The sequence below is a fragment of the Sphingobacterium sp. BIGb0165 genome (assembly GCF_024810095.1).
GTDB classification, from domain to species: domain Bacteria; phylum Bacteroidota; class Bacteroidia; order Sphingobacteriales; family Sphingobacteriaceae; genus Sphingobacterium; species Sphingobacterium detergens.
The window spans coordinates 486,747-513,329 of sequence record NZ_JANUEB010000003.1 but is presented as its reverse complement, the minus strand read 5'-3'; the positions used below and the strand labels follow the sequence as shown (position 1 = coordinate 513,329).

Below are 26,583 nucleotides of genomic sequence, written 5' to 3'. Positions count from 1 at the left end.
TTTTATCGCTTTTGCTGCAAATTGAACACGGTACCTGCAGGGTCGGTAATCCAATGCATATCCTCCGGAAGTTCCTCAATTTCGTCACAGGTTTCCACCCCACTTGACAATAGATAATCGGTCGCTTCAGCAACATTCGGAACAGTAAGCTGCAACCAAGTTTCGGAATGGGTGTAGTTATCTACACAATCCAGCCAAATAATATTGTGCCCAAATTTCACCTCATGTGTCCTGGAGACCGTTGGGTTATCGATCGGCTTCTCCTCGACATCCATTTTCAGAATATCCCTGTAAAAAGCTACCGTCTTTTCATATTTATTTTTGGGAATTTTTATGGCGATATTAATCCCAGCTTCAAATTTTGTGTTCATATTTACTATTTTTAACAAGAATACAAGATAAATAAATTATTTAGTCAAGACGCTTGCCCTATGGCAAGATTTGGTTCAGACAAAAAAACTTTTATATGATCCCACAGCTATGCACTTTCTTAAAAATCATCTTTATATTTCTTCTTTTTGATATTTTAATATATTTAAGGTTACGCAGACTGGTAGTATGGAAATCACAACCATTAACCACAAATGTAATTTGGTGGTTAATAAGTATTTTCTCTTATGCCTGCATATTCCTGAATTTATTTTTCGAGTGGAACAATTTTATCGCTGCTTGTTTCATGTTCTTCCCTATTTCATTATTGCTTGCAAAGGCAGTCCTTCTTTTCTCCATCGGCGTGGATATACTTTCGGTATTTTTTAGAAATATTGGCGGACGACTAACAAACAATAACACAATACCAGGTGCAAATAAAAAGACCATAGGAAGATCTGATTTCATTATCAAAAGTGGTCTTTTGTTGAGCAGTATCCCCTTAGTCGCCTTAACCCGTGGTTTTGTATCCAATCTCTATGATTACCAAATCAAACAGGTCAATTTGATTTTACCCGATCTTCCAAAATCGTTCGAGGGCAAGACCATCGCTCAGATTTCTGACATACATGCTGGCAGTCTTTATAATTTAAATGCTGTAAAAAAGGGTATAAGCCTATTGCTTTCACAAAAGCCAGATATCATTTTCTTCACAGGAGATCTGGTGAATGACTTTGCCGATGAGATGGATGACTATCTCTCTGTATTTGATAAATTAACGGCCCCCTTGGGTGTCTTTTCTATTTTGGGAAATCACGACTATGGGGACTATCATTTTAATAGGTTCCATTTCAACAATGAGCGTAAGTTGACCAAACAGCAGAACCTGATAAATGTAAAAGATATCCATCGCAAACTTGGCTGGCAGCTCCTGTTAAACGAATCGAAGGAGATTGTCTTAAATAATGAAAAAATCACGCTTGTAGGTGTAGAGAACTGGGGGGCGAACAACCCGCACAATTATGGCGACCTCGATCTGGCCATGTCCAAGGTCGATCCTTCTTCACCTATCAACTTCCTCCTTTCACATGACCCGTCACATTGGAGGGCTGAGGTATTACCAAAATATCCGATGATCGATGTCACCTTTAGTGGACACACACATGGTGGTCAATTCGGCTTTAGCAATCCAGATTATCAATGGAGCCCAATTAAATATGCCTATCGTGAATGGGCCGGTCTGTATCAGGAAAAACATCAATCACTTTATGTAAATGTAGGTTTCGGCTACCTGGATTACCCCAGTCGAGTGGGAATATTACCTGAGATCACGATATTCCATTTAAAAAGTAAGGTTTAATACGATGTCATGGACTACAGTATTAAACCTTACAGAAATAAACAGACGTTTTTTCAAAAAACGACTTAAAACCTTGAAATTAGGGAATCAATTCCCTACAAACGATCTTTAGACAAAAAATCTATGGTCGCAGATGGTATGCTTTGGGCTGAACAAAAGCGCGGATTCCTTGCGCAGATAGGGTTGATCCCAGCCCTGAGTTTTTTCGTCCGGACCAAGGGACGTTGGGACTTACCCGATCACAGCAATTCCAATACACTGTTCCCGTGTTCATTTTTTCCAGTATTGCCATCGCCCTATCCTGATCAGCTGAAAATACGGCTGCAGTCAGGCCATACGTGGTATCCTGCATTAGATGGATCGCCTCATCATCTGAAGCCACCTTTTGGATGCCGATCAAAGGGCCGAAACTCTCCTCCTTCATCAATTCCATGTCGTGATTGCAATGCTCAAAAACTGTAGGTGCATAGTAATAACCTGTATCTTCCAGTGTATGCCCCCCCAAGCGCAAGGTTGCTCCCTTTGCAAGCGCATCTTTTACTTGGGCATCAAGCACAGTGAGCTGAGCGGCTCTGGTTAGTGGCCCGATAAATACATCTTGCTTCATCGGATCTCCAATGGTATAAGAGGCTACTTCTTCAACAAAAGCTTCAACAAACTGATCGTATATCTTGTGCGAGACATAAATCCGCTCAACAGCACAACAGCTTTGTCCATTATTGTAAAATGCGCCTTCTGCGGCAAGAATTGCGGCCTTCTTAATATCCACGATATCGTCGGCAACATATAGCGGATCCTTCCCTCCTAGTTCCAATTGGACAGGAACTAATTTATGCGCCACTGTGGTCGCAATATGGAGACCAGTCTTATATGACCCTGTAAAAAAATAGCCATCCAGAGGTAGCTCCAATAATTGCTGGCCAATCTCGGCATCTCCGACAACACATTTGAATACATCTTGGGGAATACCCGCTTGATACAGATATTTCTCAAACTGTATACCTGTACCAGTAGCAAACTCTGATGGCTTATAAAGCACGGCATTGCCAGCTACAAGTGCATATAGGAATACATTAAACCCAACATTATAAGGGAAATTCCATGCTGAAATATTGGCGATCAGCCCCAGTGGTTCATACACAATCTTTTCGTGGGTTGCCCCAGTTGTTGTAATGAGTTCCTCAGAAAGCCATTTAACCGCATTTGTCCGAAGATGTTCGATACGGTTCTGCGCCCCTACAATTTCGTTTAGCGACTGGGTAATAGGTTTTCCCGTTTCCTTCGTCAGTATTTCGGCAAGTTTTTGTTTATTGGCTAGAATTAACTGTCCAAACGCAATTATGCAGTCTAAACGTTGTTGTAATGGCACTTTTACCCACGAAAGTTGTCCTTTTTTTAAAAGAGCGACCGCTGTATCTAATTCGGATGCTGAGATGACAGGGATCACAGCATCTACCTCCCCCGTAGCGGGGTTTCTAATTTCTATGTTGTTTTGCATGTTCTAGAAAAACATTAAAAATCAATTCTTCATCCAACAGTTCTCCCGCTTGCGTAGCAGAAAACTCCGGATGCCATTGTACACCCATCACTTTACCTGGAGCTGCCTTGGTATATCCAAATGCCTCGATAAAACCATCATCCGAACGAGCATATACTTCCAAATCTTGTCCAAGCTGTTTGACCGCCTGATGATGTACGGTGTTTACCTTAGGATTAGAGATATGCCCATACAAATCCCCAAGCAAGGTCCCAGGTACAAAGTTTATGGGGTGATTAATCGTATCGTATAATTCTGCCGACCGATGGGCTCCTGCTCCAGGTATCTGTGAAGGAATATCCTGATAAAGTGAACCCCCAAAATAGACATTCATCAATTGGAATCCCCGGCAGATACCCAATATGGGCTTCTCCTTCCTGATCGCATAATCCAATATCTTTAGTTCATACTGATCCCGGTAAGCGTCTCCTCTCCATTTTCCTATGGGATCCTCACCGTATTGCTCCGGAGCAATATCGCTCCCCCCTTGGAGGATGATACCATCCATCTGATCAATAATATCCGTCAACAGCTCCCCCTCTAAATCGGGAAGCAGCACTGGAAGTACACCTTTTTTCCCTATCCAACGGGCCATATCATTTTCCATATAGCTCAGTGATTTAGGACCAAAGACGGTACGTTCCTTGTCAGGATAAAAGAAGCAGGCGCTTATACCAATTTTGATCATACTATTTTTATTAGAATGCTGTTTCATAAATAGCAAGAAAGTCTTCTGTTGTCACCGGCTTCGGATTTGAAGGATGACAGAAATCCGCGTATGCAAGTTCCGACAATGGCGCAAGATGTTGCTTTTGCACACCTATGGATGATAAATGAGTAGGTAAATCCAGGCGTGTATTCAGTTCAAATAAATAGTCCACGACTTTATCGCCAGCGTTATTGCCAATACCGAGCGCTACTGCCATTTTATCAAAACGATCTTCGAATCCCGCATAGTTAAATTGCATACCGTAAGGTAGATTAATGGCATTCGCAAGTCCATGATGAGTGTCTAACAACGAGGAAAGAGGATGTGCCAGACTATGAACAATACCCAGCCCCTTTTGAAAGGCCACTGCCCCCATAAGTGAGGCCAAAAGCATCTTCGAACGAGACTGTAAATCAGATTCCTTGGTTGCCTTTTCAATAGCTGCTGCCACCATCGCCATTCCCTCTAACGCTATACCATCACACATCGGATGATATCCTTTTGCTAAATAAGCTTCCATATTGTGTGTGAGCGCATCCATTCCTGTAGCTGCTGTGACGAATGCCGGAAGATCCATCGTGAGGAGCGGATCCGCAAAGACTATTTTCGCCATCAACCTAGGGCTGAACAAAATACGTTTCTTTTTGGTTTCGTCTTCGGAAATAATAGCGCTACGACCGACCTCACTTCCAGTGCCTGCTGTAGTGGGTACAGTGATCAGATGTGGGATCTCATTGGTTACATAAATATCTCCACCAATAAGATCGTCGTAGTCAAAGAGATCACGATGATGATGTGCGCGCAGTGCTATTGCCCGCGCAACATCAAGTGCAGCTCCCCCTCCAACACCAATGATGGAATCCCTATTGTTCCCCCGATAGACATCTCCACCTTGTAGCACATCGGATTTAACCGGATTTTTGTGCAAATCATGAAACACAATCACGTCTATCCCTCTGCCCGTCAATTTACGCTGGATTTCCTTAAAAAAAGGAAGTTCGGCAATAGTTGGATCCGTTACCAATAAAGGACGGTTAAGACCATTGCGCAATAGGTAATCCGGTAATTCATTGATCGCTCCTGCACCAAAACGAATCGGTGTCGGAAAATTAAAACCATAAATTTTGTCTGTATCCATCTTGCAGTTAAATAATTTCAAAATATCTTTTTGTTTCCCAATCTGTTACTTGTTCTGAAAACTGCCGCCATTCCCATAACCTTGATTTACAGAAGTGGTCAACAAACTTTTCACCGAACAATTCTGATGCTATTTCAGACTGCGCCATCCGGTTCGTAGCCTCATAGAGATTTCTTGGTAAAACGCCATGTTGCAAATCTTTATAACCATTACCGACAGTATACGGATTGTCCAAGGATAGTTTATGCTTGATACCGTAAAGTCCACTCGCTAGGCAAGCCGCTATGGCGAGGTATGGGTTAACATCCGAACCAACCACCCGATGTTCAATACGTGTAGCCTTTGGTCCACCATCGATGACCCGTAGGGCCGTAGTCCTATTGTCTATCCCCCAGGTTAAAGTCGTGGGAGCCCAAGCGCCCTCTGTGAGTCTTTTATAGCTGTTAACAGTCGGTGCAAATAAGGGTAGAATATCTCGCAGACAATACAGTTGTCCAGCAAGAAATTGCTTCATCAGTTCACTCATGCCTAACTGATCGTTGGCATCATAAAATAGATTTTTTTCTTTTTTTAGGTCCCAGAGGCTCTGATGTACGTGACCGCTACAGCCCGGTAGCTCTTTCGTCTGCTTGGCCATAAAGCTAGCGACAATACCATGTCTTTTACCGATCTCCTTTACTGCTGACTTAAAGAGTGTAGCCCGATCTGCAGCTTCAAGAGCATTGCTGCATTGAATCGCGGCCTCCATTACGCCAGGTCCTGTTTCAGTATGCAAACCTTCCAAGGGAATACCAAACTGTTCGAGCATCGCAAGAAGATCACGAAAGAACCCGTAATTATCAGACATCCGCAAGATGGAATAACCGAACATTCCTGAGGTAATCGGTGTCATTTCTTTAAAGCTGTTCTGTGATGCATTGATATCACCTTTAATAAAATTGAACCATTCAAATTCCTGTGCAAAAATGGGTTTGTAGCCAGCCTGTTCAGACTGTGCTATGATATTTTTTAAGAGCGCCCTCGGGCACACATTTTGATCTGTAGTATGTGACGATTCAAAGTCAGCCAGAAAAAATGGAACATCCTCCTGCCAGGGTATCTTTCGGAAGGTATTTCCATCTATACGAGCGGGAAAATCTCCATAACCGGTATGCCAGCCAGTAATTTCCACATTGTCATAAACTTGGTCATTGACATCCCATCCAAACACGACGGAACAAAAGCCGAATTCATTGTCCAATGAAGAGATAAACTTATCACGGTGCATAAATTTGCCCCGCAATACGCCATCAATATCTGCTACGGCGACTTTTACGTGCGCACTCGTACTTGCCTTTAATTTGGAAATAATTTCTTTTTTGTCGATCATGATTTGATGGTTTTATCCTTGTCAAGGAAGATTAAGAAATAGAGGTATGATAAGATGACAAGCCCAAAGAATAGTAAGGCTGTCAATGGGTTGTAGTAAATCATAGCAACCAGGCAGATCAGGGCGATGATCAGCGCAAGCATAGGAAATAAGGGATACAAAGGAACTTTAAATGGGCGCTCCAATGCGGGTTCTTTCTTGCGTAAGGCAAAAAAAGACCACATGGATATAATATAGAGACTGATTGCACCAAAACAGGCAATGGTAATGATCCCAGCCGTCTTCCCCGTCAGTAGCGCGACTATACCAACAGCCATATTGATCAATAGCGCATTAGCTGGTGTTTTAAAGCGTGAATGAACTTTTCCTAAGATAGATGGTGCATATCCTACCCGCCCAAATTCAAAAGTGGCACGTCCTCCGGCCAAAATAATACCATGGAACGACGCAATAAGCCCCAACAACCCTACCCCGATTAGTAATTTATATAGAATATGGGAGCTATCAATGACGTTGGCAATAGCAAGAGGTAAAGGAGAATCCGAGGCCTCGGTACTTCCTGGTGGATAGACAACGGCTTCCCAGCCAGCGACACCAACCGCTGATAAAAATGTAATGATACACAATACGACCAAAGTAACGATAGCTGATCCAAAACCGATCAATACATTTTTCTGTGGATTGATGGTTTCCTCAGCCACATTGGCGATCCCTTCAATCGCTAGAAAAAACCAGATGGCAAATGGAATGGATGCAAAAATGCCTGAATACCCATTAGGAAGTGCATTTTGTTGGAGATTAGAAAATTTAAATGCTGGCAGCGTCACACCGGCGAATATCAATAATTCAATAACTGCAAGGACTGTCACAACCAATTCAAACGAAGCAGCGAGTTTCACACCTAAAATATTCATTGCTGTAAAAATCAGATAGGCTCCGATCGCAAAAGTAAGATAACCTACGCCAGGATGAAGCAAATGAAGGTAAGCACCTATCGCCGCTGCAATGGCCGGCGGTGCAAAAACGAATTCTATATTTTGAGCAATCCCAGCGACAAACCCCAATTGTTTTCCCAGTCCCCTATTGGCATATTCAAAAGCCCCTCCAGCTTTCGGTATGGCACAAGCCATTTCTGTATAACTGAAGGTAAAGGTTAAGTACATAATAATGACAAATATAGTCGCGATGGCTAACCCTAAGGTCCCTCCTTCTGCCAGACCAAGATTCCATCCGAAATACATTCCTGAAATTACATACCCTACCCCCAATCCCCACAACATTACGGGGCCAAGGACTTTCTTTAATTGGGGATCACTCATAATTCTTTTTCTAGGTTGGTAACTGATATTAAGTAATATGAATTTACTACTTTAAATTAAATTATAGTGTTAAATACCTGCTATTAAACTTATTTTAGTAAAATTATATTGAAATATTATTATTTTTAGATTCACTATTCCAACGACAGGCTTATACCCCTTTGTTTTTAGATTTAAATTACTACAACAATGAAATTAGATGAAAAAGATCTTATGATCTTGGACCTTTTGCAACAGGATGCCAACATGAGTAACAAGGAAATTTCCGATCGAGTCAACTTATCCATGACTCCTGTATACGAACGGATTAAGAAGTTGACGGCTACAGCTGTGCTCAAACAAAAGGTATATTTGCTGGATCGAAGAAAACTGGACCTGAACCTGATGGTTCTTGTATCGATCAGTATGGAAAAGCATTCAAACGAAAGTGCTTTGCTATTTATGGAAGAAATACAGAAATTTCCGGAAGTGGTCGAATGCTTCCATGTGACAGGAGCTTTTGATTATCAGCTTAAGGTTATGGTCAGAGATGTCGACCATTATCATGAATTTAACTTCAATAAGCTTGCAACGATTAAAGGAATCAGACATATGGAAAGCTATTTTGTCATGAAAGAAATTGTCAACGCAACACGACTTCCACTTTTCCTTTAAGGATCTTCATCTGGCAAACTAAAATGTGATTGCAAATTTTCAGACCGAGATCTGCGTTTATTTTAACCATGCTCCAGAATCTGCTGCTTAGTTTTCCACTCCTTGTACTTTTCCCGCATACAATGACCACATGGTCTATATCCATGGCTGAAGGCATCAGCTTCATCCCGAAAGAAAACACGATGTTCGACTTTCATCCGTTTACCCGTGGCACAGTTTAGACGACCGTAAATCTTAACCTTTTTATATCCGCCCAAGGTAATTTCACCCTTTCGAATGAAGGAACTTAAGGACCTCTTTCTGTCAGCCGCTGTCCCTCCTAAATCTATATGTCTGACCATTGACTGGGATTAGTTTTTATGATTTAGCGTCATGAAAGATCAGGCCTAACGTATGGCGTTCGCCACTATGAATGGTCGATACCCCATGTTTCATAGTTACGCGGTAGTAACCTCTTGCGCCTTTAACCGGACGAAAATTAGTCGTGAACACAATAATATCACCTTTTTTGGGCTTAACGACATGTGTACGGGACTGAGCCATCGGTATATTTTCCGTTAAAATAAATTCTCCGCCTATATAATCTGTATCAATATCATCTAAAAAAAGAACAAGCTGCATTGGAAAAAAAATCTCTCCATAAAGATCCTGATGCATGGCGCAGAATCCGCCAGCACCATATCCGAGAATTAAGGCTGTAGCCTTATCCTGACCGTTATTTTTACATTGTGCTATAAAATCCCTATGCATCTGCGGAAACTGCACATTTATTTTTAAGACTTCCATCCATCTATTGGCTAACGGCATCAGATAATCATAAAAGTGTTCCCTTAATTCGGTCAATATGCTGGGCAATGGATAATGAAAATATTTATAAACACCCCGACCAAAACGATAGCGCTCCATCACAACGGTCTTTCTATAGCGATATTCGGCCTTAAACTCACCAAGCAATTGAGCACATTCCTGTTCGTCAACAACATCGGGAACAACCGCAAATCCCTTGTCGATCAATTCGTCAAGGATAAGATCCCATTGTTTCGTTTTTAATCTTTGTTCTATTGTATACATACCTATAATTTAAATGGGCTATTTTATACCTGCAAGAATCTCCTATCCTTAGCTAAGACCATCATGGAATATAATGCCAAGGCTATGCCTGTGCCCCTTGTGCGATGGACTAACACCATGCTTCATATGGACCCGATAATAGCCTTTGGAGCCTTTAGCTGAGCGAAAATTAGTTGTAAAGATGATCATATCGCCGCGCTTGGGTTTTAAGACATTAACCTTAGACTGCGCCCGTGGTATCTGTTCCGTGATAACAAACTCACCACCGGCATAATCCTGATCCACCTGATCCAACAGCAATACGATTTGCATGGGAAAGTAAATTTCACCGTATAGATCCTGGTGTAGCATATTAAATCCGCCTGTATTATACTTTAAAATAAGGACGGTAGGTTCCACCTGTCCATGCTGCTGACAAAGTTCTCGCATGGCAGCATGCGAAGCCGGAAATCTTCGGTCCATATTAAGCTCCTCCATCCATTGATTGGCGACTGGAGCAATCAATGCGTATACTTTTTCCCTTATTGTCGTAATCAGCTCGGGTAAGGGGTATTGAAAGTATTTATATTCCCCCAAACCAAAGCGATAACGTTCCATTACAATAGTTTTTCGATACCTATTGTCAGCACAGTAAGCTGCAACCAGTTCATCACATTCGACTTGATTTAATAGATCAGGTACAATCACAAAGCCCTTATCATGCAATTCCCTGGTGATGGCTGTCCAATCCCTGACCAGCAATCTAGATGCTATAATTTCCATGACGATAATTTTCAACAGCTCAAAATTAGGCCTATCAATCAAGGTAAAAAATCCGAAACCTGCTGTTTTTCCTTTTCTGGAGATATATCATCAATCTCGACAAAATGCGCAACAAATTATCACTCATATCGAGCACCGTTTTTTGCTAAAACGATCGAAAAGAGCAGCTTAAACAAAACAACGAGCAGCTTCAGTATAAAAACTAAAAAAAATAGGCTTTAAAGATACGAACCAAAAAATCAGAAATAAATACAGATCGGCAGAATAGCAGATTTTAAACCGCAGACAAACAGGCAGGAGAAAGCTTCTTGGAAAAAGCGATTAAAAATAAAAGTAAATCCTTTTAGAAATGAATATTTAGAAAGAGACGCTAAGGAGACAAAAACAAAATTAAAGAATAAAACATAGGTTAAATGGAAAGAGCCCGGTGGAACACCGAGCTCTAGTACAAAAAACTTAATTTTGTTAATCCGTCTAACTTTTGAGGTTCACTTCAATAGTGGACGATTCCTATTTTTTTTATGTTGTTGACACTATTTATTTAATGAAGCCATATCAATGACAAACCGGTATTTTACATCACTGTCCAATACACGTTGGTAAGCCTCATTCACATAATCGATGTCAATCAATTCGGTTTCTGGAAGGATATTATGTTCAGCACAAAAATCAAGCATATCCTGTGTTTCCTGTATACCACCAATGCTTGAAGCCGTCAAAATTTTATTTCCTCCCATAATCGAGCGTCCGTTAATTTCCATTGGCGCTGCTGGGATACCAACACAGATGTATACACCTTTGGTTTTTAGCAATGCCAAATAGAGATTATAATCATGAGGTGCCGATACGGTGTCTATAATAAAATCAAAATAGGCTGAAAACTCCTTCAACTCCGAAGACTCATGCGTATTTAAAAACTTCTGGGCACCTAACAGCGCCGCATCTGCTTTTTTACGGGGCGAATGGCTTATCATCGTAACTTCAGCTCCCATGGCGACAGCGATCTTTACTGCCATGTGGCCTAAACCACCTAACCCTAGCACGCCAACTTTATGCCCCTTGCTGATATTCCATCGTTTCAAGGGCGAGTAAGTGGTGATCCCCGCACAAAGTAAAGGAGCTACCTTTTTGATATCAAGCGATTCCGGCACATGTAAGACAAAGTCTGCATCAGCCACAATATTATCGCTATACCCACCATAGGTGCAAGAGTGATCGTGCATCACATCGGTGCTATTATAAGTCCACACCGTTTTCTTCTCCGAACAAAACTGTTGCTGATCCGATTTACAATTATCGCACTCACCACAGGATGCCACCATACAACCAACACCGGCTAGATCACCTTTTTTAAACTTGGTCACCGCACTGCCTACCGCACTGATGCGACCAACGATCTCATGCCCCGGAACAATTGGATATTGTGTCCCACCCCACTCATCATGCACCTGGTGAATATCTGAATGGCAAATACCACTATACAAGATATCGATTAGCACATCATTTGAACCAAGTTCTCTTCTTTCAAATTCCCAATATTCAAGCGGGGAATTGCCGTCCTTCGCCGCGTAACCTTTCGATTTAATCATTCTTTTGTTTTTTATAAAATACCAATTGGATCCAAATTATCAATAAATAAGATCCATTTACCACGTTGTGCGAAGTTAATGGGGATTTGCCCGAAAAAAAGAATCTGTCAGGCATTATTGACATTGAACAAACAATGAAAATCGCAAAATGTTCTTGGTCAACCGCTCTGAACAGTCAATTTGATCCCTTTCAAATTTTAATCCCTTTCAAAATCAATCTCATAGCCCCTGATCACCTTCATGATCTTTCTTTAGAAGCACCAATCTAGCATTCTCTAAATATTGGACAGGTAATATTCCTCTTGCATTTAATTGATTATTTCTCCATTACCCTTCGCCAAACGTTCACGGAACCGCTGAAGCTCTTCGGGGCTCGGTCTGACCCAGTCGCTTACTTCACCGATGATTTTCAATGCCATTGTGGAGCGATAAGAACGCGTCGGGTTACCTGGGAATTTTTTATCTGTTAGATTTGGATCATTTTCATAGCTTCCCATTGGTTCAATAATATAAACACGTTCGCGATCATCGCCCCTTGCCAAAGCCGCCGCGAGTCCGGCTCCGTTAACTAATGCGGTGAAATAAATATGATTCATGGTAAGTTCAGATTGATAGTTAGAATTACCTCCCGCTGTCAATAGCGCACCCACTGGTAAATCAGCTCTTGTACCATGATAAAATGGACCGGTATCTGATGGTTTTTCCCCCAAGACTGCAGCCAGATCAGCATATCCATGAGACTTATCACTATCCCCCAGCGCTTCATAGCATTTAGCCAGGTTCAAATAAAGATTTGGCAAAGCACTCTTAACCGTATCATCATTTAGTTTTAATGCAAGGCTCAAGGCCGCCTCCAACCATGTCAATCTGTCGGAAATAGCCTCTTGATTCCGGGCGATATAATAAGCTGCAAGAAAGTGTTCGTGATCGTCTGTGGCTTCGTTCCAAGCTTGCATAAATAAGCTAAGGGCTTCTTCAGTATGCTTGGCTTCTTCCATGCTCATACCCCGAAGACAGAGTTTAACAACGTTGTTGAAAGGTGAAAATTCCATACGCGTATCTTTTTTTCTTTACATTGCCGAATGTACCGTTGGCACAGGGAGATTTAAAATCCACATGCACCGGTATCTGCAGGATTAAAGTTCTACATATTTTTATACATTTCCGTATTTTGTTCGTAAATCATATTGAATCGACCTTCGGACAATTCGTAATTATTCCTAAAAACAGCAGATTGACATAAAGGTTTTACCCCCTTATATTGTCGCAATTGCACCTCATCCGTGCTTCTAAACTTCGCTAAATTTGAATTGATAATCAAACACTTGAAACAATGAGAAAGATCAGAATTTTCGAACACATCTCCCTTGATGGCATCATCGAACACGATGGAGATTACGCCTATGGCGCATGGACAACTGCCTATAGAAGTCCCGCAGGAGCGGAAATGCTCTTTCAGGCATATGGCTCAGACTTCGACCTTCTTTTAGGTCGTCAGACTTATGATATCTTTAGTGGCTTCTGGCCCAATGCGGGAGATTTCCCTATGGCCAATACCATAAATGCTGCAACGAAATATGTTGCAACACACCGTCCCGACAGTCTAACCTGGGGGCCAGTAAAAAATTTGGAAGAAGACATTGTCGCCGCGATTCATGCCCTTAAGTCAATGAATGGTCCCGATCTGATTGTTGTAGGTAGTTCTACACTGACCTCTCTTTTACTTGAGCAGGGTCTCGTCGACGAAGTGGTGCTCATTACCTACCCAGTTTTGCTGGGACATGGCAAGCGCCTACTCTCAGATAAGGTGTACGCCCAGGAACTTGTCTTCCTTGACTCCAAGGCAACCCCGACTGGCATATTCATCAATAGCTATAAATATATTGGACCGCTTAAAAGATAATGTTCCTGCAATGGATAAGCTCCCCTCCTAGCCAACTTTATACTGGTTAGGAGCTAATATTTCCTAGTTTTACAGGATAAATCATGTCATCAAAGTCTACCCACTTTTTCAGGAATGGTTAAAATCATTGATTTAAAACTATCGTTTATATAATCATTACCTTACTCATTTGAATATGCCTACTTTCTTGTATATTTGATTTTAAACAAATCATCTCTATGAAAAGAACCTTATTATTCATTGCTATTATTTGCAGTACTTCCTTTGCTTTTGCGCAAAAAACAACGTATAAAGTCAGTACACAATCATCAATAATCAAATGGGATGCGAAGAAAGTCGTCGGTGGTCATGTTGGTACCATTGCCTTGAAAGACGGAACGATCCAAACAGAAAAAGGTAAAATTACCGGTGGTGGATTTACCATTGATATGAATTCGATGGCATGTACTGATGCGCCAAAACTAACTGGTCATCTTAAAAATGAAGATTTCTTTGATGTACCGAAGTATCCAACAGCAAAATTCATTATCAGCAAAGTGGATAACAGCAAGGCTACTCCAGTAATCACAGGGAATCTTACCATCAAAAACAAAACGAAAGCGATATCTTTTCCTGCAAAGGTAACCAGCACTGCTGACGGACTTTCGGCTGAAGCTTTAGGTGTAAAGGTAAATCGATTGGATTTTGATATCCAATATCGTTCGGCCAGCTTTTTCTCTGACCTCGGCAACCGAGCTATTGAGGACGAATTTACATTGGATATTCAGATCAAAGCCGCAAAATAGCTTTGATAACAATCAATGATGTAGCAAAAAAACTGCTACATCATTGATTGTCTAAAGCAGCTCAATCCCCTGAGCAATATATTTACGCATTTGGGGGCTCGTTGATTCCTGTTCTGTCACAATGATATCAAGCTTTTTGGTTTTATCGATGATAAAGCTTGACTCAGTATCAAATTTATCGGAAGTACACAATCCAACGATGCGAACACTCTGTTTCATCATTGCCCGTTTCGTTTCAGCATCTTCCTGATAATTACAGGACAAATTTTCAGGGGTAATTGAACAAACGCCCAAAAAGTATAAATCAGCTTTAAAATTAGCAATGCTTTCCAACGTAGTATTGCCAAAAGTGGTAAAGGCGGATTTATAAAGTCGGCCTCCCAAAAATATGATATCGATCAAAGGATGGTCTTCGATCACACTCGCGACAGGAAAACTATTCGTAATGATAGTAACTTTAAGATCCTTTGGTAAAATTTTAGTCAACTCCAGGATAGATGTACCCCCATCGAAAAAAAGCACCTGATCATCTTTTATTAATGATAAAGCTTTTTGTGCAATAATCTTTTTCTGTTCCAGCCCTGCTTTCTCGCGATCACGATAATGATATTTTTTTTGCACAATGCTGTGAGCTCCACCCCGTACCGCGCGAAGGAGATCCCGATCATTCAATTCCTTGATATCTCTCCGTATGGTATCTTCGGATACCGAAAGCTTTTTGCTCAAGGTTTGAAATGAAACCGAGCCCTCCCTATTGGTGATATCTAAAATGGTTTGTAGACGATCGTACTTTAGCATAGGAACAAATATATAGATTTACCAGAATAAAATAAATTGCAAAAAATTGCTATAATTGCAATATTTTGCAATTATATAATTACATTTGTGCAATAATAAAGATATAACTTATGATAAAAAAGACAATTTCCATTGATATGGACGGTGTACTTGCAGACATCCAACGACACTATCTTTCACATTATTTTGAAGAAACGGGTATACGGATAAATGAAAACGATATCGTAGGGCTGAAGGAAGCGGATTGTTTACCTGATCAGACGGCAGTCTTACGGTATTTGCATACACCAGGTTTTTTCCGCAGCATCCCTGTTGCACAAGATGCACAAGACGTGGTGAAGGAATTACAAAACTATTATGAGATTTTTGTCGTATCTGCCGCAATGGAATTTCCCAATAGTCTTTTAGAGAAACGGGAATGGCTACAGGAATATTTTCCATTTATTTCGTGGAAGAACATCGTATTCTGTGGGAATAAAGGTATTATCGACACCGATTTTCTTATTGACGATCATCTAAAGAATCTAGACAGTTTTTCTGGAAAAGGGCTTATGTTCAATACATTTCACAATGTCAATGAGCACCGATTTGAACGGTTGAAGAACTGGACAGATGCACATCGTTTTTTTGTTGCCGACCTTCAAAATAAAACGTTCAACTGAGTAAGTTATAGCTGGCCAATCACGAGAGGTAATTGCCCAGCTATAGTTTGCAAGAATTTATTTTCTAGTCTGGAATTTCCAATACGTCCAATAAGACACCGAAAGTGAAAGCATAAGAAAAGCAACGACTATAAGCGAGACTGAAATTCCATAAAATTGGGCAACTCCACCCAGCAAGGCGGGGCCCAACAACTGTCCCGAATGACCCAATGTCGACATAACCGGAATACTTGCTGATGCCCCAACCCCTTTTAAATTTCCGGCATGACTAAATAAAATCGGAACAATATTAGCAGCGCCAAAGCCCAATAGGATAAATCCGGCTAATGCACCCCAATAAGAAGGTGATAAAACAGCTACCAGCAAACCGAATACCGCTAAGAGTCCCCCTCCGACCACAACAACCCGATGATCTAACCGGACAACAAGTACATCGCCAAAAAGTCGCATTGTTGCCATGGCGATGGAAAAGGCAGCATATCCTATCCCCGCAATTTCAAGCGGTGCATTTTTTTCCTCATGCAAAAATACCGCACTCCAATCCAACATTGAACCTTCGGACAGATAAGCACAAAAACAGAGCATGCCCAGAAATAAAACATGCAAATTGAACCAACCAGCCCATTTGGACTGACCTGCGGCCATTTTCTTGTCATCATGATGACTATTAATGCGTATTTCATCATCATGCGCATACAACCTACGATACATGACGAACATAATCACAACGATCAGTAAGGAGATCAATAACATGGCATAGGTAGCCTGAAACCCTAACTTTATCAACAGTCCTAATCCGAGCGACCCCGTTAATCCTCCCACACTAAAGATACCATGCAGACCGGATAAGATCGGTCGATCAAAGAGTTTCTGGATAAGGATTGAGTGCGCATTTGCGGAAACTTCTATTCCTCCCATACACATACCAAAAAAGAATAGGGTAATCCCCATTGTTATGATGGAATTAGCAATTAACAACATCGGCAGTATCAGTGCGAGTGTGATACCCGAAAGAAAGATAATTTTTCTTGTTCCAAATTTATTGAGAAGGATGGTCGAAAATGGCATAATAAAAAGAGCTCCACCGCCGATAAGAAGCATCAAAAGCCCCAATACACCATCATCTATTCCAAGCCGTTGCTTAACATAAGGAACGACAGGTGCCCAACTGGCGAGTCCCAACCCACACACAAAAAAGATAAACCTGACAGCATTTCTCGCTGTATCCGGACGAATGGGTAATGATTTAATTTCCATATAATTTGAGATAAACTAAAATAGTATAGCGATAGACTTGTCTAGGCTTAGTCGTACAAAACTATCAATAATAAATCAAAAAATAAGCATATTATTGCATAATATTGCAAAAAATGCAAGTTAAAGCAATAAAGCAACCAATCCCATTAAATAATACTGTCATTAGTAATCGTTTATAATCTCTATTTCAAGGACTAATATCTCCCTACATTTTTTGGCACATTAATCTTCACCCTCTATTTTTGCTATAATCATGATTTATAGCTAAAAGACTATTAGAAAACGAAGTTTTTCCAACAAAAAGTCTTAAGTCATCCGGTATGGGCAAAACGTTAATTTTACCACATGAACTATAGGCTATTTTCTTTTATCAACAGTAATTATAGGGTCACTCTATACAAATGGTTGGTTTAATATATCTTACAGGTTCCGACAGCTTATAGGGATTATATTCATCATAGCTTACTCTGCAGGAACGGTATTCTTCATTCGCACGCCTATTTTGAGAGATAAACAAATAAAAAAACATCTCTTGATAAGATTAGGTATCTTAATACTAATTGGCCTTATTATCATTATTTCTCAATTTTTTCGTATATTTTTAATGTTCGCCGTTCCAACACCTTTGCGATGCCAACGGCCGTAAGTCGTCCTTCTTTAGAAATGAACGGGATTATTCCCCATAAATAAACTAAAAATATGCAAACTCGAGCAGAAAAATTACAGCAGATTATTGATTGGGCACAAAACAATACGGATATTCGGGCAGTTCTCCTAACGAGCTCCTTAGTAAATCCACTGGCGCCAGTTGATGAATTAAGTGATTTAGACATCGAACTCGTATTTGATGACAACAGCAAGTATGTCGCCAATAAGAATTGGCTAAGTAACTTTGGCACTCCTATCGCCATGATTGAAGAGGATGAAAGCTACTTTGATAGCAAACATGCCATGAAGATGGTTTTATATGCAGATCACACAAAAGTTGATTTTAAGTTATATAGTAAGCCTAATTTTTTGGAAGAGGTGCACCAAATCCCGTTATGTGAAGATTGGGATATTGGTTATCAAGTACTCCTTGACAAAGAAGGTTTAACAGAAGCGATCCAAAAACCTTCCTATCGGGTGTCAATCATAAAAAGGCCTACCGAGCAAAAATTCAAACAGCTACTCAATGATTTTTGGTGGGACTGTACGTATGTCGCCAAATGTCTCGTAAGAGAGGATATTTTTTATGCAAAATTTATGTCCGAAGACAATATACGTACAGATTATCTAGTACCCTTGATTGAGTGGTATATCGCTAGCCAGCATGATTGGAACATCACAACCAATAAACATGGACGCCTATTTAAAAAATACCTGACCGAGCAAACCTGGGGAAAAGTAATGCGGACTTTTTCAGCCGGCGATATCAACGAAAATTGGACGGCACTATTCGCAATGGCCAATCTTGTCGCAGAAATTGGCAGGGAACTAGCGAATAAATTGAACTATACATACCCTATAAAACTCGAACAGGATATCAGGACATATCTCAATGCCATAAAGACGAAATGAATTTGATTAATTTTTTAATATCTTTAATTATCGTATTTTCCAGAACTTAAAATAGATCACTATGATGATAAAAACACTAACATTGAATATGTTCTTCCTGCTATTGACCATGAGCGTTTTCTCGCAAAACCATGCAGGAATAAAACCGCTCCTAAACAAGGATTCAGAATTTATTTTCCCACAGACAGTGCAAAAGATCGAAGCAGCTTTAAATGCGAAAACGGTCTACTATGAAGATGCCAACGAAGAAAAATATGCCAAATGGTTGACCAATTCTGGTCTGGAACTCTATACCAGTCTTGGAAAAGATAATACCATCAATGAAATCTTTTTTGATATCCCAGAAGATCAAGTGCTTGTTGTCGAGGGCTTACCTTTTAATCTTGTGATGAACAAAACCACGCTTAAGGAAAGCGCAGCTAAATTCAGTAAATATGCGGCCAAAACACAAAAAATGGAGGAAGGAAGTACCTTTCCAGGTGGTTCAAAACTTACCTTTAAAAAGGGAAAACATTATGCTACTTTAATTTTTGACAGTAAAAATCTACTGAGATTTTTAGGCCTTACTACTGAACTTATTGGACCTGGCGTAAATTAAAAAAATAGTCCCAGCACTTTGATTCTTATCAAAGTCTATACCGGAGAGAGATGGCCCGCCAGATATGATTTGCAAGATCCTGATCCAATTCATGCTGCTGAAAAGACCATCTCTCTTTGTTCTTAACCAAAGTTTGCAATAGACCATCTAACAGAATCTCCAATTCTGTTTCTTCTTTTGTTGGACACTTTTTCAACAATTGAATCTGAAAATCTCTTTCCTGATAGGTAATCCGGAAAATCTGTCCTTTATATGCTGTATTTAACTGTCCAATCGTATCTTCCATGGCATCTAACTCAAATTTAGTCTAATCTGTCAAACCGTATGGTCAGCCTATCTATAAGCTCTCAACCACATTGGAGCATCCATACACCTCTCCTAAATATCCAAAATAGGCTTACGAATAAGTGTTCACATGCTAAATAAGTATGTAAATATAAAAATAAAAAACAGTATTATACTAATTATTTTAGTATAAAATAATCTAATTTTTTAATCCCGATTATTCGATATCTTCGCTTCTATACATCCATTACGGTGTCCAATCCGCGCTTCAAGCCCTCAAAGGTCGACAACTTACTTACAGCCATCAAAATCCCTTTTATGTAAGGTTCTGCGCCATTACCTGCATCGTGACGAAGGATCAACGTTTCGTCCTTTTCACCAAATATCGCCTCAACACCAAGAATATGTCCCGGTAAGCGCACAGAATGTACCTGTATACCATTTATGCTTGCCCCACGCGCATCCTTTCGTCCGACGGTATCGTCAATTGCTACCGCTAATTCCGGTGTCTGAATTTTGGAAAGGCGATATGCAAGTTCAGCGACAGTGCCACTTGGGGCATCAGGCTTATCTCCAGAAGCGTAATCAATAATTTCAAAATGTGGGATAAACTTAGCCGCAATTTCCGCAAACTTCTGTAGAAGCACTGCAGTGATTGCAAAATTACCGGCAGCTAAAATTGCCGTATGATGCTCATCTGCCACCGCTGCGATTTCTTTAAAATCAGCATCTGTTAGCCCCGAAGTTCCCAATACAACTCGCTTCCCTCTTTTTAATGCTGCAATAACATTGCTCTTTGCAATTTCTGGTCTGGTAAAATCAATCATCACGTCAAAATCCACTAGATCAAGCGCATCTGTTATATTATCAAATAATGGAATCGGCCCGTCTCCCAGATTTAAAATTGTTGCTAAATCAGCACCACCTTTGGAGCGGGACAGACCACCCACCAATTGTAAGCCCTTTTCCTGCGTTATCTTTTTGCTTAGCTCAGTTCCCACCCATCCTGTTGCACCCGCTATAAATACCTTTATCATAATTCCTTTTTTTGGTCGTCCAACGCTCAGATGTTACTTCTTTATGGCCACTATCGCATAGACCATTGGAATTTTGTCCTCAAGTAGTTCAATCCGATATTTATTCTTTTCAAATTCAATCGTCCCGTTAAAACAATTATAGGGGGAATAATCAAATTCATCAAGTTGCGCGATTTGCAGTCCATTTTTTATCAGACTATTGACCACTTCACTTATACCATGATTCCACATGACATACTCCTCTGTTATAGACGCATTTCTATCCGCATAAGTTCCGTTTGCAGTTTCTATAATGGCTCCTGAATTAAAATACCGATAACCTATTTTTTCAAAATTATCATCAAACATCCAAACGACAGGATGGAACTCAACAAACACAAATTTCCCTTTAGGCTTCAAAAATCTGGAAATAACCTTTGCCCATCTATCTAAATCAGGTAACCAGCCGATTGTACCATAACTCGTAAAAACAAAATCAAATTGCTGGTCCAAATGATTCGGCAGATCGTATAGATCACAACAGATAAAACGAACATCGGCATTTGTCTGTTCGGCAATTTTTCGTGCACTTTCTATAGCCTTATCGGACAAATCGATCCCCGTAACTTCAGCACCGAGCCGGCTCAGTGAAATTGTGTCTTGACCAAAATGGCATTGCAAATGTAATATTGTTTTCCCCTGAATATCATCAAGCAGATCTAACTCAATATCATTCAAAGAACTTCTCCCTTGAAGAAAACCTGGGAGATAATAAAATTCCGACTTGAGATGTGAATCCGTTCTACTATTCCAGGACGCTCTGTTTATATCCAAATAGTGCTGTTCTTTATTCATATCTTAAATCTACCTTTTTTATCCGTATTATTTATAACATTAACTCATGCTTAAAGAAAAATTAACGTTCTTAACAGCTGTAATACTTCATTGTTTTAAGAAGGTCAGATTAATATTGGAATACCGATAACGTCCTAACCTATTATTTTCTGTTAATTTGAGCCTGTTGTCCGCAAGCACAAATGTCAGTCCTGTAAAATCGTAATAACTCATCCCTTTGCCTCAAAAACACATGAAAAGCAACTATTTCGCCTTTTCGATTTTTATATCAGATGGCCCATCTCCATAGTATGTAGGCTGCTGTTCAACCATCTTTGGATTGCCATTTTCGTCTTTTTCCAATTTTTTAATACCCGTTCTTGGTGGACGTTTGGTATCCAGATCCATCTCGAAAGAAATGGTAATTTTATCATTTATCCCAAGACTATTTCCTTCATTATCAAAAACCTGCAAATCCTCTGCAGTGAACTTCTCCGGGATATACATTCCGTTTTTATTGTCCTTATACCCCAAATCTATACTGCCGATATAATCACCTTTTCCTTTTGGTTCGGAATACAACGAAACAGCAATTTCCATATCGCTACGGACTGTTACGTCACTGTTAAGGTAAGGGTATCCTGTTAAACTAAAGCGCTTACCAGCATTATCCTTGTTTTGATTTAGTTTTTCAAACTGATCTGCATTAATTGGAGTTGCCGGTTGATCCTTTCCTCCACCACAACTTGATATCGCAAAAGTCGCAGCTATTAGCAGTGTCATCACTGTCATTTTCATTGTTTTCATATTATTATCATTAAAAGTAATACCTTAATTAAACCATTCTGTTGTTGTAGCAGTATCCTGAGATAACAAACCCAACAATCAAATATAGAATAAGCTGGCACCACTTTTAGACCGGTCTAATATTCGCCTGAACCCAATGAATATCCGTCTATCAATTACAACGTTTCGGAGCTAGACTCGTACAGGAATTGACTTAATTTAAGCGCTCTTTCCCCTCACAGTTTGTTCATTACTACTTTTATCCGTTTTTATGAAATCCTTATTTTATCAATACTGCAAATAATAATACAGTTGCGTACCTAATGAATAAGCTAATCCTAGCAATATCATGACTGGTAAAACATACAATAAAGAATAATATTTGGCAATAAAATCAAAAGATCCTTTGCTGCTCCCTACCTCCTCTTTTTCAAAATAGTTTTCCAGATCTTGCTTTGCCGAAACTGGAAGGTAGTGAATATACTGTTGGCCTGTTTTTAAAGTTATTCGCAATGCAAAATATAACCTTAACGAATCAAATATGCGAAAGAATTCAATATCTTGAATAGCGATGTTTTTCCCGTTCACAATGATTTGGTTTTCCTCAAAAATCATAACATCTGCGCTCGATTTTATTTTCGACACAAATAATGAATACGGGAAACCTATGACTAAGACCGCATTCCATAAGGGATGAATATTGCGAATTAATAGTGTGCTAGCGAACATGAGCGCAAAAGAAATCAAAACGGTATATAAGCTATACGAAAGTATTCGATCAAAGTTAAAGGCTTCAGCTTGTAGTGGCTGTTTCATATACAATTATCTTTTCTGGATTAACAGCAGGCTATTTTTCAAATTGTCCCTTATCAAGGCCCAACAGGTCTTATCTTATCTGACTGTTGGGATAAAGCTAGTTCACTACCGCCACAATAATAGATTTATTTACAATTCGCTATTGTCCTTTTACAATATGTCTGTTTTCATGATTTTCAGGTTTCGGTATCAGCCTACAATCTGCTCTCTCAAATTTTCAACCAAATGGTTGTTTTCAATACCCCATTTATCAATGATTGCTATGACTGGCAATAAGCTAATCCCCAAGTCAGTCAGGCTATACTCTACTTTAAGCGGAAGTCCTTGATAAATTTTCTTCACGATAATACCAGCTTGTTCCAATTCATGAAGCTGCATATTGATTACTCTTGGGCTCGCATCATGAATAGCACGATGCAATTCACTGGGACGTTTTATACCTTTGTTGATACCATCCAATATACAGGCTTTCCATTTTCCACCAAGTATTTTCATTGTGACGACTATGCCACAGTCAAGATCTTCGGGAATCTTTCTACTATACATAATTTCATAATTTTCATTAAAACTACTGAATTTTGCAATTCCATAGGGAATAATTTTTCCTTGGGTGAATCCTTTTTCCCTTATTGCCAGCGTACCGGCTTGTCCTCATATTTGTTGTATAAAAACAAATAAAGAAACACATGGAAACATTGAAAAATCAAATCAGCATTATTGGCCTAGGTCCAATGGGTATAAAAATAGCGCAGCTCTATCTACAAAAAGGTTTTCAGGTCACCGTATTCAATCGAACCGCCGCTAAAGCAGATCAACTGGTAAAAGAAGGTGCTCGACTAGCGAAAAACATCAGCGAAGCCATTGAGGCGAGCCCAGTGAGTGTTGTTATCGTTCATAACTATTCGGTAGCGAATGATCTTTTTTCATCAATCGAAACAGGGAATACATTAGCGGGTAAACTCATTGTGCAATTGACTACAGGTACATCGCAGGAAGCACGTTTAAGCGAAACCTGGTTTAATGGTAAAACAGCCGATTACCTTGATGGAGCGATACAGGTGGCGCCAGAACAGATGGCGCAGCCGGATACAACAATACTGTTTTCGGGCAATAGCAGAAAATATCTTGAAATCGAAGATACATTGAAAATTCTGGGTGGGAATCTAAAATATCTAGGCGAAAATATTGGTGCAGCAGCAGCCATGGACACAGCTACACTTTCCTATATCTACGGCGCAGCAGCAGGTTTTCTACATGGTGCTTTAATTGCCGAATCTGAAAATTTTGACGTCAGGGAATATGGCAATATCATCGCAGAAATTGCTCCGGGAATGGGCGAATTTTTAAAGCATGAGGGGGCTGTGATCAGTAGCGGAGATTTTAAGCTTTCCCAAAGCCCACTCGCCATCTCCGTAGAGGCAACAGAAAGAATCCTTGCAACAGCAAAATTAAGTGGAATAAATACTGAATTTCCCCAGTTTGCAGCAAATTGGCTCAAAAGAGCAAAAGATGCGGGTTATGAACAGGAAGAATTTGCTGCCGTAATTAAGACATTGCGAACACCGCAATAGCCAGGAGCCCGATCACCTAAAAGTAGCTCAACACAAAAACTTTATAATCGGATAGCTTTATGAAACCAAATCTGGTGAGCAAGCTATCCGATTATAACTAAGATTTACGATCAACCAATTAAAGAATATAATAGAATTGCTCGGCAGGTGCAGTTGGTTTTGGAGTAGGTTCGCCAATAGCTTCCAATAGATTCATCTCAATGGTCTGGCATATCGTTGTCATCGGCGTATCCATGGGTTTATTTTCAAAAGGATCTTGCATTAAGATGGCTGTACGCTCGATAATAATAAAAATAATGGGAATTCCGATCGTCAGCATCATTTTGACCAAGATAACATCATCATTCAGACTAAAGGGTAATAAGAGCGCAAATAGATAAATCAGAAAATGGATCAGCTTACCATAGGACACCGGAAAAACCGTATTTTTTATCCGCTCACATCGCCCCATTGAATCCGAAAACCGCGTTAGAATCTCGTCTGCAGCAACCTGCCGAAATTCAGTAATCAACCCCTCCTGGGCCAATAAACGCAAATGCTTTCCATGCGCATTTAAAATTCCGTAAACAGCATTGGTGTCCTTGATTTGATGATTTTCCAAATAGTCGCTTACTCGTTTTGAATACGGCTCCTTTCGCAGCGATTCGCTCAAGGCATAATTCCATATAATCTGTCTTTCAACAAACATTTTTAGATGTATATCCTGATCTTTACTGATAAAAGTCTGCAAAAGACGAATTAAGCTACGTGAATCATTGACAATTCCACCCCAAACGATACGAGCTTCCCACCATCTATCGTAAGATTGCGCAGTTCGAAAAGCCAACAAAAGCGATATGGCTGTACCAACGATGGCAATTAAAGATAAGGGAATTTCCAATGTGAGAAAGTCTTTGTGTTTTGCCAGTAGGCCCACCAGACAGCCAAAAAATACAATTCGAACCAGATCAGTCTGAATGGTTTTTAAGAAGTATGAGACAGAGATCCTCCTATTAAGTAACATATAACAATCGTTCTTTAGTTGAAATAATACATCATATAAATCCGAAAGTTGTTTTTTTGTTTTAAAAGACTAAAAACAAAATGTTAAAAACCTACAATAAAGCGAATTATTTTTTATCATCTCTATTGAGATTATTACGAATCTTATGGACAGATTTTTCAGGTAAAAAACAAAAATAATGCCGTATTATACAAGATTTCCTTAAATTGTATCCGCTTGATTTAACAGGCGTATAATACGATGGATATATTGGATTTGGATAAAGAATATTGGGACAATCGCTATAAAAACAGGGAGACCGGCTGGGATATCGGTTATGCCTCACCGGCATTAATCGAATATGCGGAAACGGTGATTCCCAAAGAGGCTTCTATTTTGATCCCTGGCTGTGGAAATGCATACGAAGCGAAAGCGCTACTTGACAAAGGGTTTAAAAATATCACTTTACTTGATATCGCACCAACATTAGTCAATCAGGTTCAAAAAGAGTTTGGTGAAGCTGCACCGCTCCGGATTATCTGCGAAGATTTTTTTGAACATGGCGAAAAATACAATTATATTCTCGAGCAGACTTTTTTCTGTGCATTAGATCCGATTCTACGTGAAAAATACAGTAACAAAATGGCCGATCTGCTCCATCCACATGGTATCCTTGCAGGTCTATTGTTTAACAGAGCATTTGAATCAGTAGGGCCACCCTTTGGCGGAAACAAAACGGAATATCAACGACTGTTTCAGGTAGCCTTTGATATTTTAAAAATGGAGGACTGTTTTAACAGCATACCCCAACGACAAGGTAGTGAGCTTTTCATTGCATTAAGGAAGAAATAGC

General features: G+C 39.9%; 29 protein-coding genes. 9 read left to right on the top strand and 20 right to left on the bottom strand.

Annotation, left to right across the window (positions count from 1 at the left end; genetic code table 11):
* Positions 1-2 precede the first annotated feature (2 nt).
* Entirely contained in the window at positions 3-371 is a 369-nt protein-coding gene (locus M2408_RS08690) for a VOC family protein (RefSeq protein WP_259180886.1), read from the bottom strand.
* Positions 372-676: 305 nt separating this feature from the next.
* On the opposite strand from M2408_RS08690, the gene M2408_RS08685 reads away from it, so the two are divergent.
* The gene (locus tag M2408_RS08685; protein WP_259180885.1) at positions 677-1,729 is read left to right on the top strand and encodes a metallophosphoesterase; all 1,053 of its coding nucleotides are present in this window, start codon (positions 677-679) and stop codon (positions 1,727-1,729) included.
* 121 nt (positions 1,730-1,850) lie between these two features.
* On the opposite strand, the gene M2408_RS08680 is transcribed toward M2408_RS08685, so the two are convergent.
* Genes M2408_RS08680 through eat form a run of 5 tightly spaced genes read right to left on the bottom strand, consistent with a single transcriptional unit; the run spans position 1,851 to position 7,801 of the window.
* Positions 1,851-3,227: an aldehyde dehydrogenase family protein gene (locus tag M2408_RS08680; protein WP_259180884.1), complete on the bottom strand. Its 1,377-nt coding sequence runs from the start codon at positions 3,225-3,227 to the stop codon at positions 1,851-1,853.
* Entirely contained in the window at positions 3,205-3,981 is a 777-nt protein-coding gene (locus M2408_RS08675) for a gamma-glutamyl-gamma-aminobutyrate hydrolase family protein (protein ID WP_259180883.1), read from the bottom strand. The genes M2408_RS08680 and M2408_RS08675 overlap by 23 nt, the downstream gene beginning before the upstream one ends.
* Positions 3,965-5,113 carry an iron-containing alcohol dehydrogenase gene (locus M2408_RS08670; protein WP_259180881.1) on the bottom strand — a complete coding sequence of 383 codons (1,149 nt, stop codon included), beginning with the start codon at positions 5,111-5,113 and terminating at the stop codon, positions 3,965-3,967. Before M2408_RS08670 ends, M2408_RS08675 begins: the two co-directional genes overlap by 17 nt.
* Positions 5,114-5,120: 7 nt before the next feature.
* The gene (locus M2408_RS08665) at positions 5,121-6,482 is read right to left on the bottom strand and encodes a glutamine synthetase family protein (protein WP_259180879.1); all 1,362 of its coding nucleotides are present in this window, start codon (positions 6,480-6,482) and stop codon (positions 5,121-5,123) included.
* Entirely contained in the window at positions 6,479-7,801 is a 1,323-nt protein-coding gene (gene eat, locus M2408_RS08660; RefSeq protein WP_259180877.1) for an ethanolamine permease, read from the bottom strand. The genes M2408_RS08665 and eat overlap by 4 nt, the downstream gene beginning before the upstream one ends.
* A gap of 189 nt (positions 7,802-7,990) precedes the next feature.
* Between eat and M2408_RS08655 the strand changes: the two genes are divergently transcribed.
* On the top strand, positions 7,991-8,455 hold the full coding sequence (locus tag M2408_RS08655) for an Lrp/AsnC family transcriptional regulator (protein ID WP_120257026.1): 465 nt from the start codon (positions 7,991-7,993) through the stop codon (positions 8,453-8,455).
* 62 nt (positions 8,456-8,517) lie between these two features.
* Here the strand turns inward: M2408_RS08655 and M2408_RS08650 are convergent, their stop codons facing one another.
* From M2408_RS08650 to arr, 5 genes are all read right to left on the bottom strand, one after another.
* A complete protein-coding gene (locus M2408_RS08650) occupies positions 8,518-8,796 on the bottom strand; it encodes an Ada metal-binding domain-containing protein (protein WP_259180872.1) in 279 nt (92 codons plus the stop codon).
* Between the two features lie 16 nt (positions 8,797-8,812).
* Entirely contained in the window at positions 8,813-9,526 is a 714-nt protein-coding gene (locus M2408_RS08645; RefSeq protein WP_259180870.1) for a 2OG-Fe(II) oxygenase, read from the bottom strand.
* A 48-nt stretch (positions 9,527-9,574) separates the two neighbouring features.
* Complete coding sequence (locus M2408_RS08640; RefSeq protein WP_259180868.1) at positions 9,575-10,288, bottom strand: 2OG-Fe(II) oxygenase; 714 nt, start codon at positions 10,286-10,288, stop codon at positions 9,575-9,577.
* Between the two features lie 533 nt (positions 10,289-10,821).
* Positions 10,822-11,877 carry an NAD(P)-dependent alcohol dehydrogenase gene (locus M2408_RS08635; RefSeq protein WP_120257022.1) on the bottom strand — a complete coding sequence of 352 codons (1,056 nt, stop codon included), beginning with the start codon at positions 11,875-11,877 and terminating at the stop codon, positions 10,822-10,824.
* Between the two features lie 308 nt (positions 11,878-12,185).
* Complete coding sequence (gene arr, locus M2408_RS26335; protein WP_409049485.1) at positions 12,186-12,599, bottom strand: NAD(+)--rifampin ADP-ribosyltransferase; 414 nt, start codon at positions 12,597-12,599, stop codon at positions 12,186-12,188.
* 611 nt (positions 12,600-13,210) lie between these two features.
* On the opposite strand from arr, the gene M2408_RS08625 reads away from it, so the two are divergent.
* Both M2408_RS08625 and M2408_RS08620 read left to right on the top strand, forming a co-directional pair.
* Positions 13,211-13,780: a dihydrofolate reductase family protein gene (locus M2408_RS08625; RefSeq protein ID WP_259180864.1), complete on the top strand. Its 570-nt coding sequence runs from the start codon at positions 13,211-13,213 to the stop codon at positions 13,778-13,780.
* A gap of 218 nt (positions 13,781-13,998) precedes the next feature.
* On the top strand, positions 13,999-14,565 hold the full coding sequence (locus M2408_RS08620; protein WP_259180863.1) for a YceI family protein: 567 nt from the start codon (positions 13,999-14,001) through the stop codon (positions 14,563-14,565).
* A 51-nt stretch (positions 14,566-14,616) separates the two neighbouring features.
* Here the strand turns inward: M2408_RS08620 and M2408_RS08615 are convergent, their stop codons facing one another.
* The gene (locus M2408_RS08615; protein WP_259180862.1) at positions 14,617-15,363 is read right to left on the bottom strand and encodes a DeoR/GlpR family DNA-binding transcription regulator; all 747 of its coding nucleotides are present in this window, start codon (positions 15,361-15,363) and stop codon (positions 14,617-14,619) included.
* 110 nt (positions 15,364-15,473) lie between these two features.
* Between M2408_RS08615 and M2408_RS08610 the strand changes: the two genes are divergently transcribed.
* Entirely contained in the window at positions 15,474-16,025 is a 552-nt protein-coding gene (locus tag M2408_RS08610) for a 5' nucleotidase, NT5C type (RefSeq protein ID WP_077432755.1), read from the top strand.
* Between the two features lie 57 nt (positions 16,026-16,082).
* On the opposite strand, the gene M2408_RS08605 is transcribed toward M2408_RS08610, so the two are convergent.
* Positions 16,083-17,282 carry an MFS transporter gene (locus M2408_RS08605; RefSeq protein ID WP_259180857.1) on the bottom strand — a complete coding sequence of 400 codons (1,200 nt, stop codon included), beginning with the start codon at positions 17,280-17,282 and terminating at the stop codon, positions 16,083-16,085.
* 699 nt (positions 17,283-17,981) lie between these two features.
* Here M2408_RS08605 and M2408_RS08600 point away from each other — a divergent pair.
* On the top strand, positions 17,982-18,842 hold the full coding sequence (locus M2408_RS08600; RefSeq protein WP_259180854.1) for an AadS family aminoglycoside 6-adenylyltransferase: 861 nt from the start codon (positions 17,982-17,984) through the stop codon (positions 18,840-18,842).
* 61 nt (positions 18,843-18,903) lie between these two features.
* Positions 18,904-19,440: a hypothetical protein gene (locus M2408_RS08595; RefSeq protein WP_259180853.1), complete on the top strand. Its 537-nt coding sequence runs from the start codon at positions 18,904-18,906 to the stop codon at positions 19,438-19,440.
* A gap of 28 nt (positions 19,441-19,468) precedes the next feature.
* Here M2408_RS08595 and M2408_RS08590 read toward each other — a convergent pair whose 3' ends face one another.
* From M2408_RS08590 to M2408_RS08565, 6 genes are all read right to left on the bottom strand, one after another.
* Positions 19,469-19,726 (bottom strand): hypothetical protein, encoded by a 258-nt coding sequence (locus tag M2408_RS08590; protein ID WP_259180851.1) that lies wholly within the window; start codon positions 19,724-19,726, stop codon positions 19,469-19,471.
* Positions 19,727-19,961: 235 nt separating this feature from the next.
* The gene (gene dapB, locus M2408_RS08585) at positions 19,962-20,762 is read right to left on the bottom strand and encodes a 4-hydroxy-tetrahydrodipicolinate reductase (protein WP_259180849.1); all 801 of its coding nucleotides are present in this window, start codon (positions 20,760-20,762) and stop codon (positions 19,962-19,964) included.
* Positions 20,763-20,795: 33 nt separating this feature from the next.
* Complete coding sequence (locus tag M2408_RS08580) at positions 20,796-21,596, bottom strand: class I SAM-dependent methyltransferase (RefSeq protein WP_259180847.1); 801 nt, start codon at positions 21,594-21,596, stop codon at positions 20,796-20,798.
* Positions 21,597-21,839: 243 nt separating this feature from the next.
* Positions 21,840-22,382: a hypothetical protein gene (locus M2408_RS08575; protein WP_259180845.1), complete on the bottom strand. Its 543-nt coding sequence runs from the start codon at positions 22,380-22,382 to the stop codon at positions 21,840-21,842.
* Between the two features lie 267 nt (positions 22,383-22,649).
* Entirely contained in the window at positions 22,650-23,177 is a 528-nt protein-coding gene (locus tag M2408_RS08570) for a hypothetical protein (protein WP_259180843.1), read from the bottom strand.
* Between the two features lie 189 nt (positions 23,178-23,366).
* Positions 23,367-23,723: a helix-turn-helix domain-containing protein gene (locus M2408_RS08565; RefSeq protein WP_120259152.1), complete on the bottom strand. Its 357-nt coding sequence runs from the start codon at positions 23,721-23,723 to the stop codon at positions 23,367-23,369.
* A gap of 140 nt (positions 23,724-23,863) precedes the next feature.
* Here M2408_RS08565 and M2408_RS08560 point away from each other — a divergent pair, with 140 nt between their 5' ends.
* A complete protein-coding gene (locus M2408_RS08560) occupies positions 23,864-24,748 on the top strand; it encodes an NAD(P)-dependent oxidoreductase (RefSeq protein WP_259180841.1) in 885 nt (294 codons plus the stop codon).
* Between the two features lie 118 nt (positions 24,749-24,866).
* Here the strand turns inward: M2408_RS08560 and M2408_RS08555 are convergent, their stop codons facing one another.
* Entirely contained in the window at positions 24,867-25,751 is an 885-nt protein-coding gene (locus M2408_RS08555; protein WP_259180839.1) for a bestrophin family protein, read from the bottom strand.
* Positions 25,752-25,991: 240 nt separating this feature from the next.
* Between M2408_RS08555 and M2408_RS08550 the strand changes: the two genes are divergently transcribed.
* On the top strand, positions 25,992-26,582 hold the full coding sequence (locus tag M2408_RS08550; RefSeq protein ID WP_259180837.1) for a TPMT family class I SAM-dependent methyltransferase: 591 nt from the start codon (positions 25,992-25,994) through the stop codon (positions 26,580-26,582).
* Position 26,583: the final 1 nt, after the last annotated feature.

Excerpts from the sequence above, each read along its gene's own strand:
- M2408_RS08635 (WP_120257022.1), bottom strand. The coding sequence starts at position 11,877 with ATGATTAAATCGAAAGGTTACGCGGCGAAGGACGGCAATTCCCCGCTT.
- M2408_RS08555 (WP_259180839.1), bottom strand. The coding sequence starts at position 25,751 with ATGTTACTTAATAGGAGGATCTCTGTCTCATACTTCTTAAAAACCATT.
- M2408_RS08590 (WP_259180851.1), bottom strand. The coding sequence starts at position 19,726 with ATGGAAGATACGATTGGACAGTTAAATACAGCATATAAAGGACAGATT.
- M2408_RS08605 (WP_259180857.1), bottom strand. The coding sequence starts at position 17,282 with ATGGAAATTAAATCATTACCCATTCGTCCGGATACAGCGAGAAATGCT.
- M2408_RS08665 (WP_259180879.1), bottom strand. The coding sequence starts at position 6,482 with ATGATCGACAAAAAAGAAATTATTTCCAAATTAAAGGCAAGTACGAGT.
- M2408_RS08565 (WP_120259152.1), bottom strand. The coding sequence starts at position 23,723 with ATGTATAGTAGAAAGATTCCCGAAGATCTTGACTGTGGCATAGTCGTC.
- M2408_RS08620 (WP_259180863.1), top strand. The coding sequence starts at position 13,999 with ATGAAAAGAACCTTATTATTCATTGCTATTATTTGCAGTACTTCCTTT.
- M2408_RS08550 (WP_259180837.1), top strand. The coding sequence starts at position 25,992 with ATGGATATATTGGATTTGGATAAAGAATATTGGGACAATCGCTATAAA.
- dapB (WP_259180849.1), bottom strand. The coding sequence starts at position 20,762 with ATGATAAAGGTATTTATAGCGGGTGCAACAGGATGGGTGGGAACTGAG.
- M2408_RS08575 (WP_259180845.1), bottom strand. The coding sequence starts at position 22,382 with ATGAAAACAATGAAAATGACAGTGATGACACTGCTAATAGCTGCGACT.
- M2408_RS08670 (WP_259180881.1), bottom strand. The coding sequence starts at position 5,113 with ATGGATACAGACAAAATTTATGGTTTTAATTTTCCGACACCGATTCGT.
- M2408_RS08650 (WP_259180872.1), bottom strand. The coding sequence starts at position 8,796 with ATGGTCAGACATATAGATTTAGGAGGGACAGCGGCTGACAGAAAGAGG.
- M2408_RS08680 (WP_259180884.1), bottom strand. The coding sequence starts at position 3,227 with ATGCAAAACAACATAGAAATTAGAAACCCCGCTACGGGGGAGGTAGAT.
- M2408_RS08690 (WP_259180886.1), bottom strand. The coding sequence starts at position 371 with ATGAACACAAAATTTGAAGCTGGGATTAATATCGCCATAAAAATTCCC.
- M2408_RS08645 (WP_259180870.1), bottom strand. The coding sequence starts at position 9,526 with ATGTATACAATAGAACAAAGATTAAAAACGAAACAATGGGATCTTATC.
- M2408_RS08685 (WP_259180885.1), top strand. The coding sequence starts at position 677 with ATGTTCTTCCCTATTTCATTATTGCTTGCAAAGGCAGTCCTTCTTTTC.
- M2408_RS08640 (WP_259180868.1), bottom strand. The coding sequence starts at position 10,288 with ATGGAAATTATAGCATCTAGATTGCTGGTCAGGGATTGGACAGCCATC.
- M2408_RS08655 (WP_120257026.1), top strand. The coding sequence starts at position 7,991 with ATGAAATTAGATGAAAAAGATCTTATGATCTTGGACCTTTTGCAACAG.
- M2408_RS08560 (WP_259180841.1), top strand. The coding sequence starts at position 23,864 with ATGGAAACATTGAAAAATCAAATCAGCATTATTGGCCTAGGTCCAATG.
- M2408_RS08600 (WP_259180854.1), top strand. The coding sequence starts at position 17,982 with ATGCAAACTCGAGCAGAAAAATTACAGCAGATTATTGATTGGGCACAA.
- M2408_RS08580 (WP_259180847.1), bottom strand. The coding sequence starts at position 21,596 with ATGAATAAAGAACAGCACTATTTGGATATAAACAGAGCGTCCTGGAAT.
- M2408_RS08675 (WP_259180883.1), bottom strand. The coding sequence starts at position 3,981 with ATGAAACAGCATTCTAATAAAAATAGTATGATCAAAATTGGTATAAGC.
- M2408_RS08615 (WP_259180862.1), bottom strand. The coding sequence starts at position 15,363 with ATGCTAAAGTACGATCGTCTACAAACCATTTTAGATATCACCAATAGG.
- eat (WP_259180877.1), bottom strand. The coding sequence starts at position 7,801 with ATGAGTGATCCCCAATTAAAGAAAGTCCTTGGCCCCGTAATGTTGTGG.
- M2408_RS08595 (WP_259180853.1), top strand. The coding sequence starts at position 18,904 with ATGATGATAAAAACACTAACATTGAATATGTTCTTCCTGCTATTGACC.
- M2408_RS08610 (WP_077432755.1), top strand. The coding sequence starts at position 15,474 with ATGATAAAAAAGACAATTTCCATTGATATGGACGGTGTACTTGCAGAC.
- M2408_RS08625 (WP_259180864.1), top strand. The coding sequence starts at position 13,211 with ATGAGAAAGATCAGAATTTTCGAACACATCTCCCTTGATGGCATCATC.
- M2408_RS08570 (WP_259180843.1), bottom strand. The coding sequence starts at position 23,177 with ATGAAACAGCCACTACAAGCTGAAGCCTTTAACTTTGATCGAATACTT.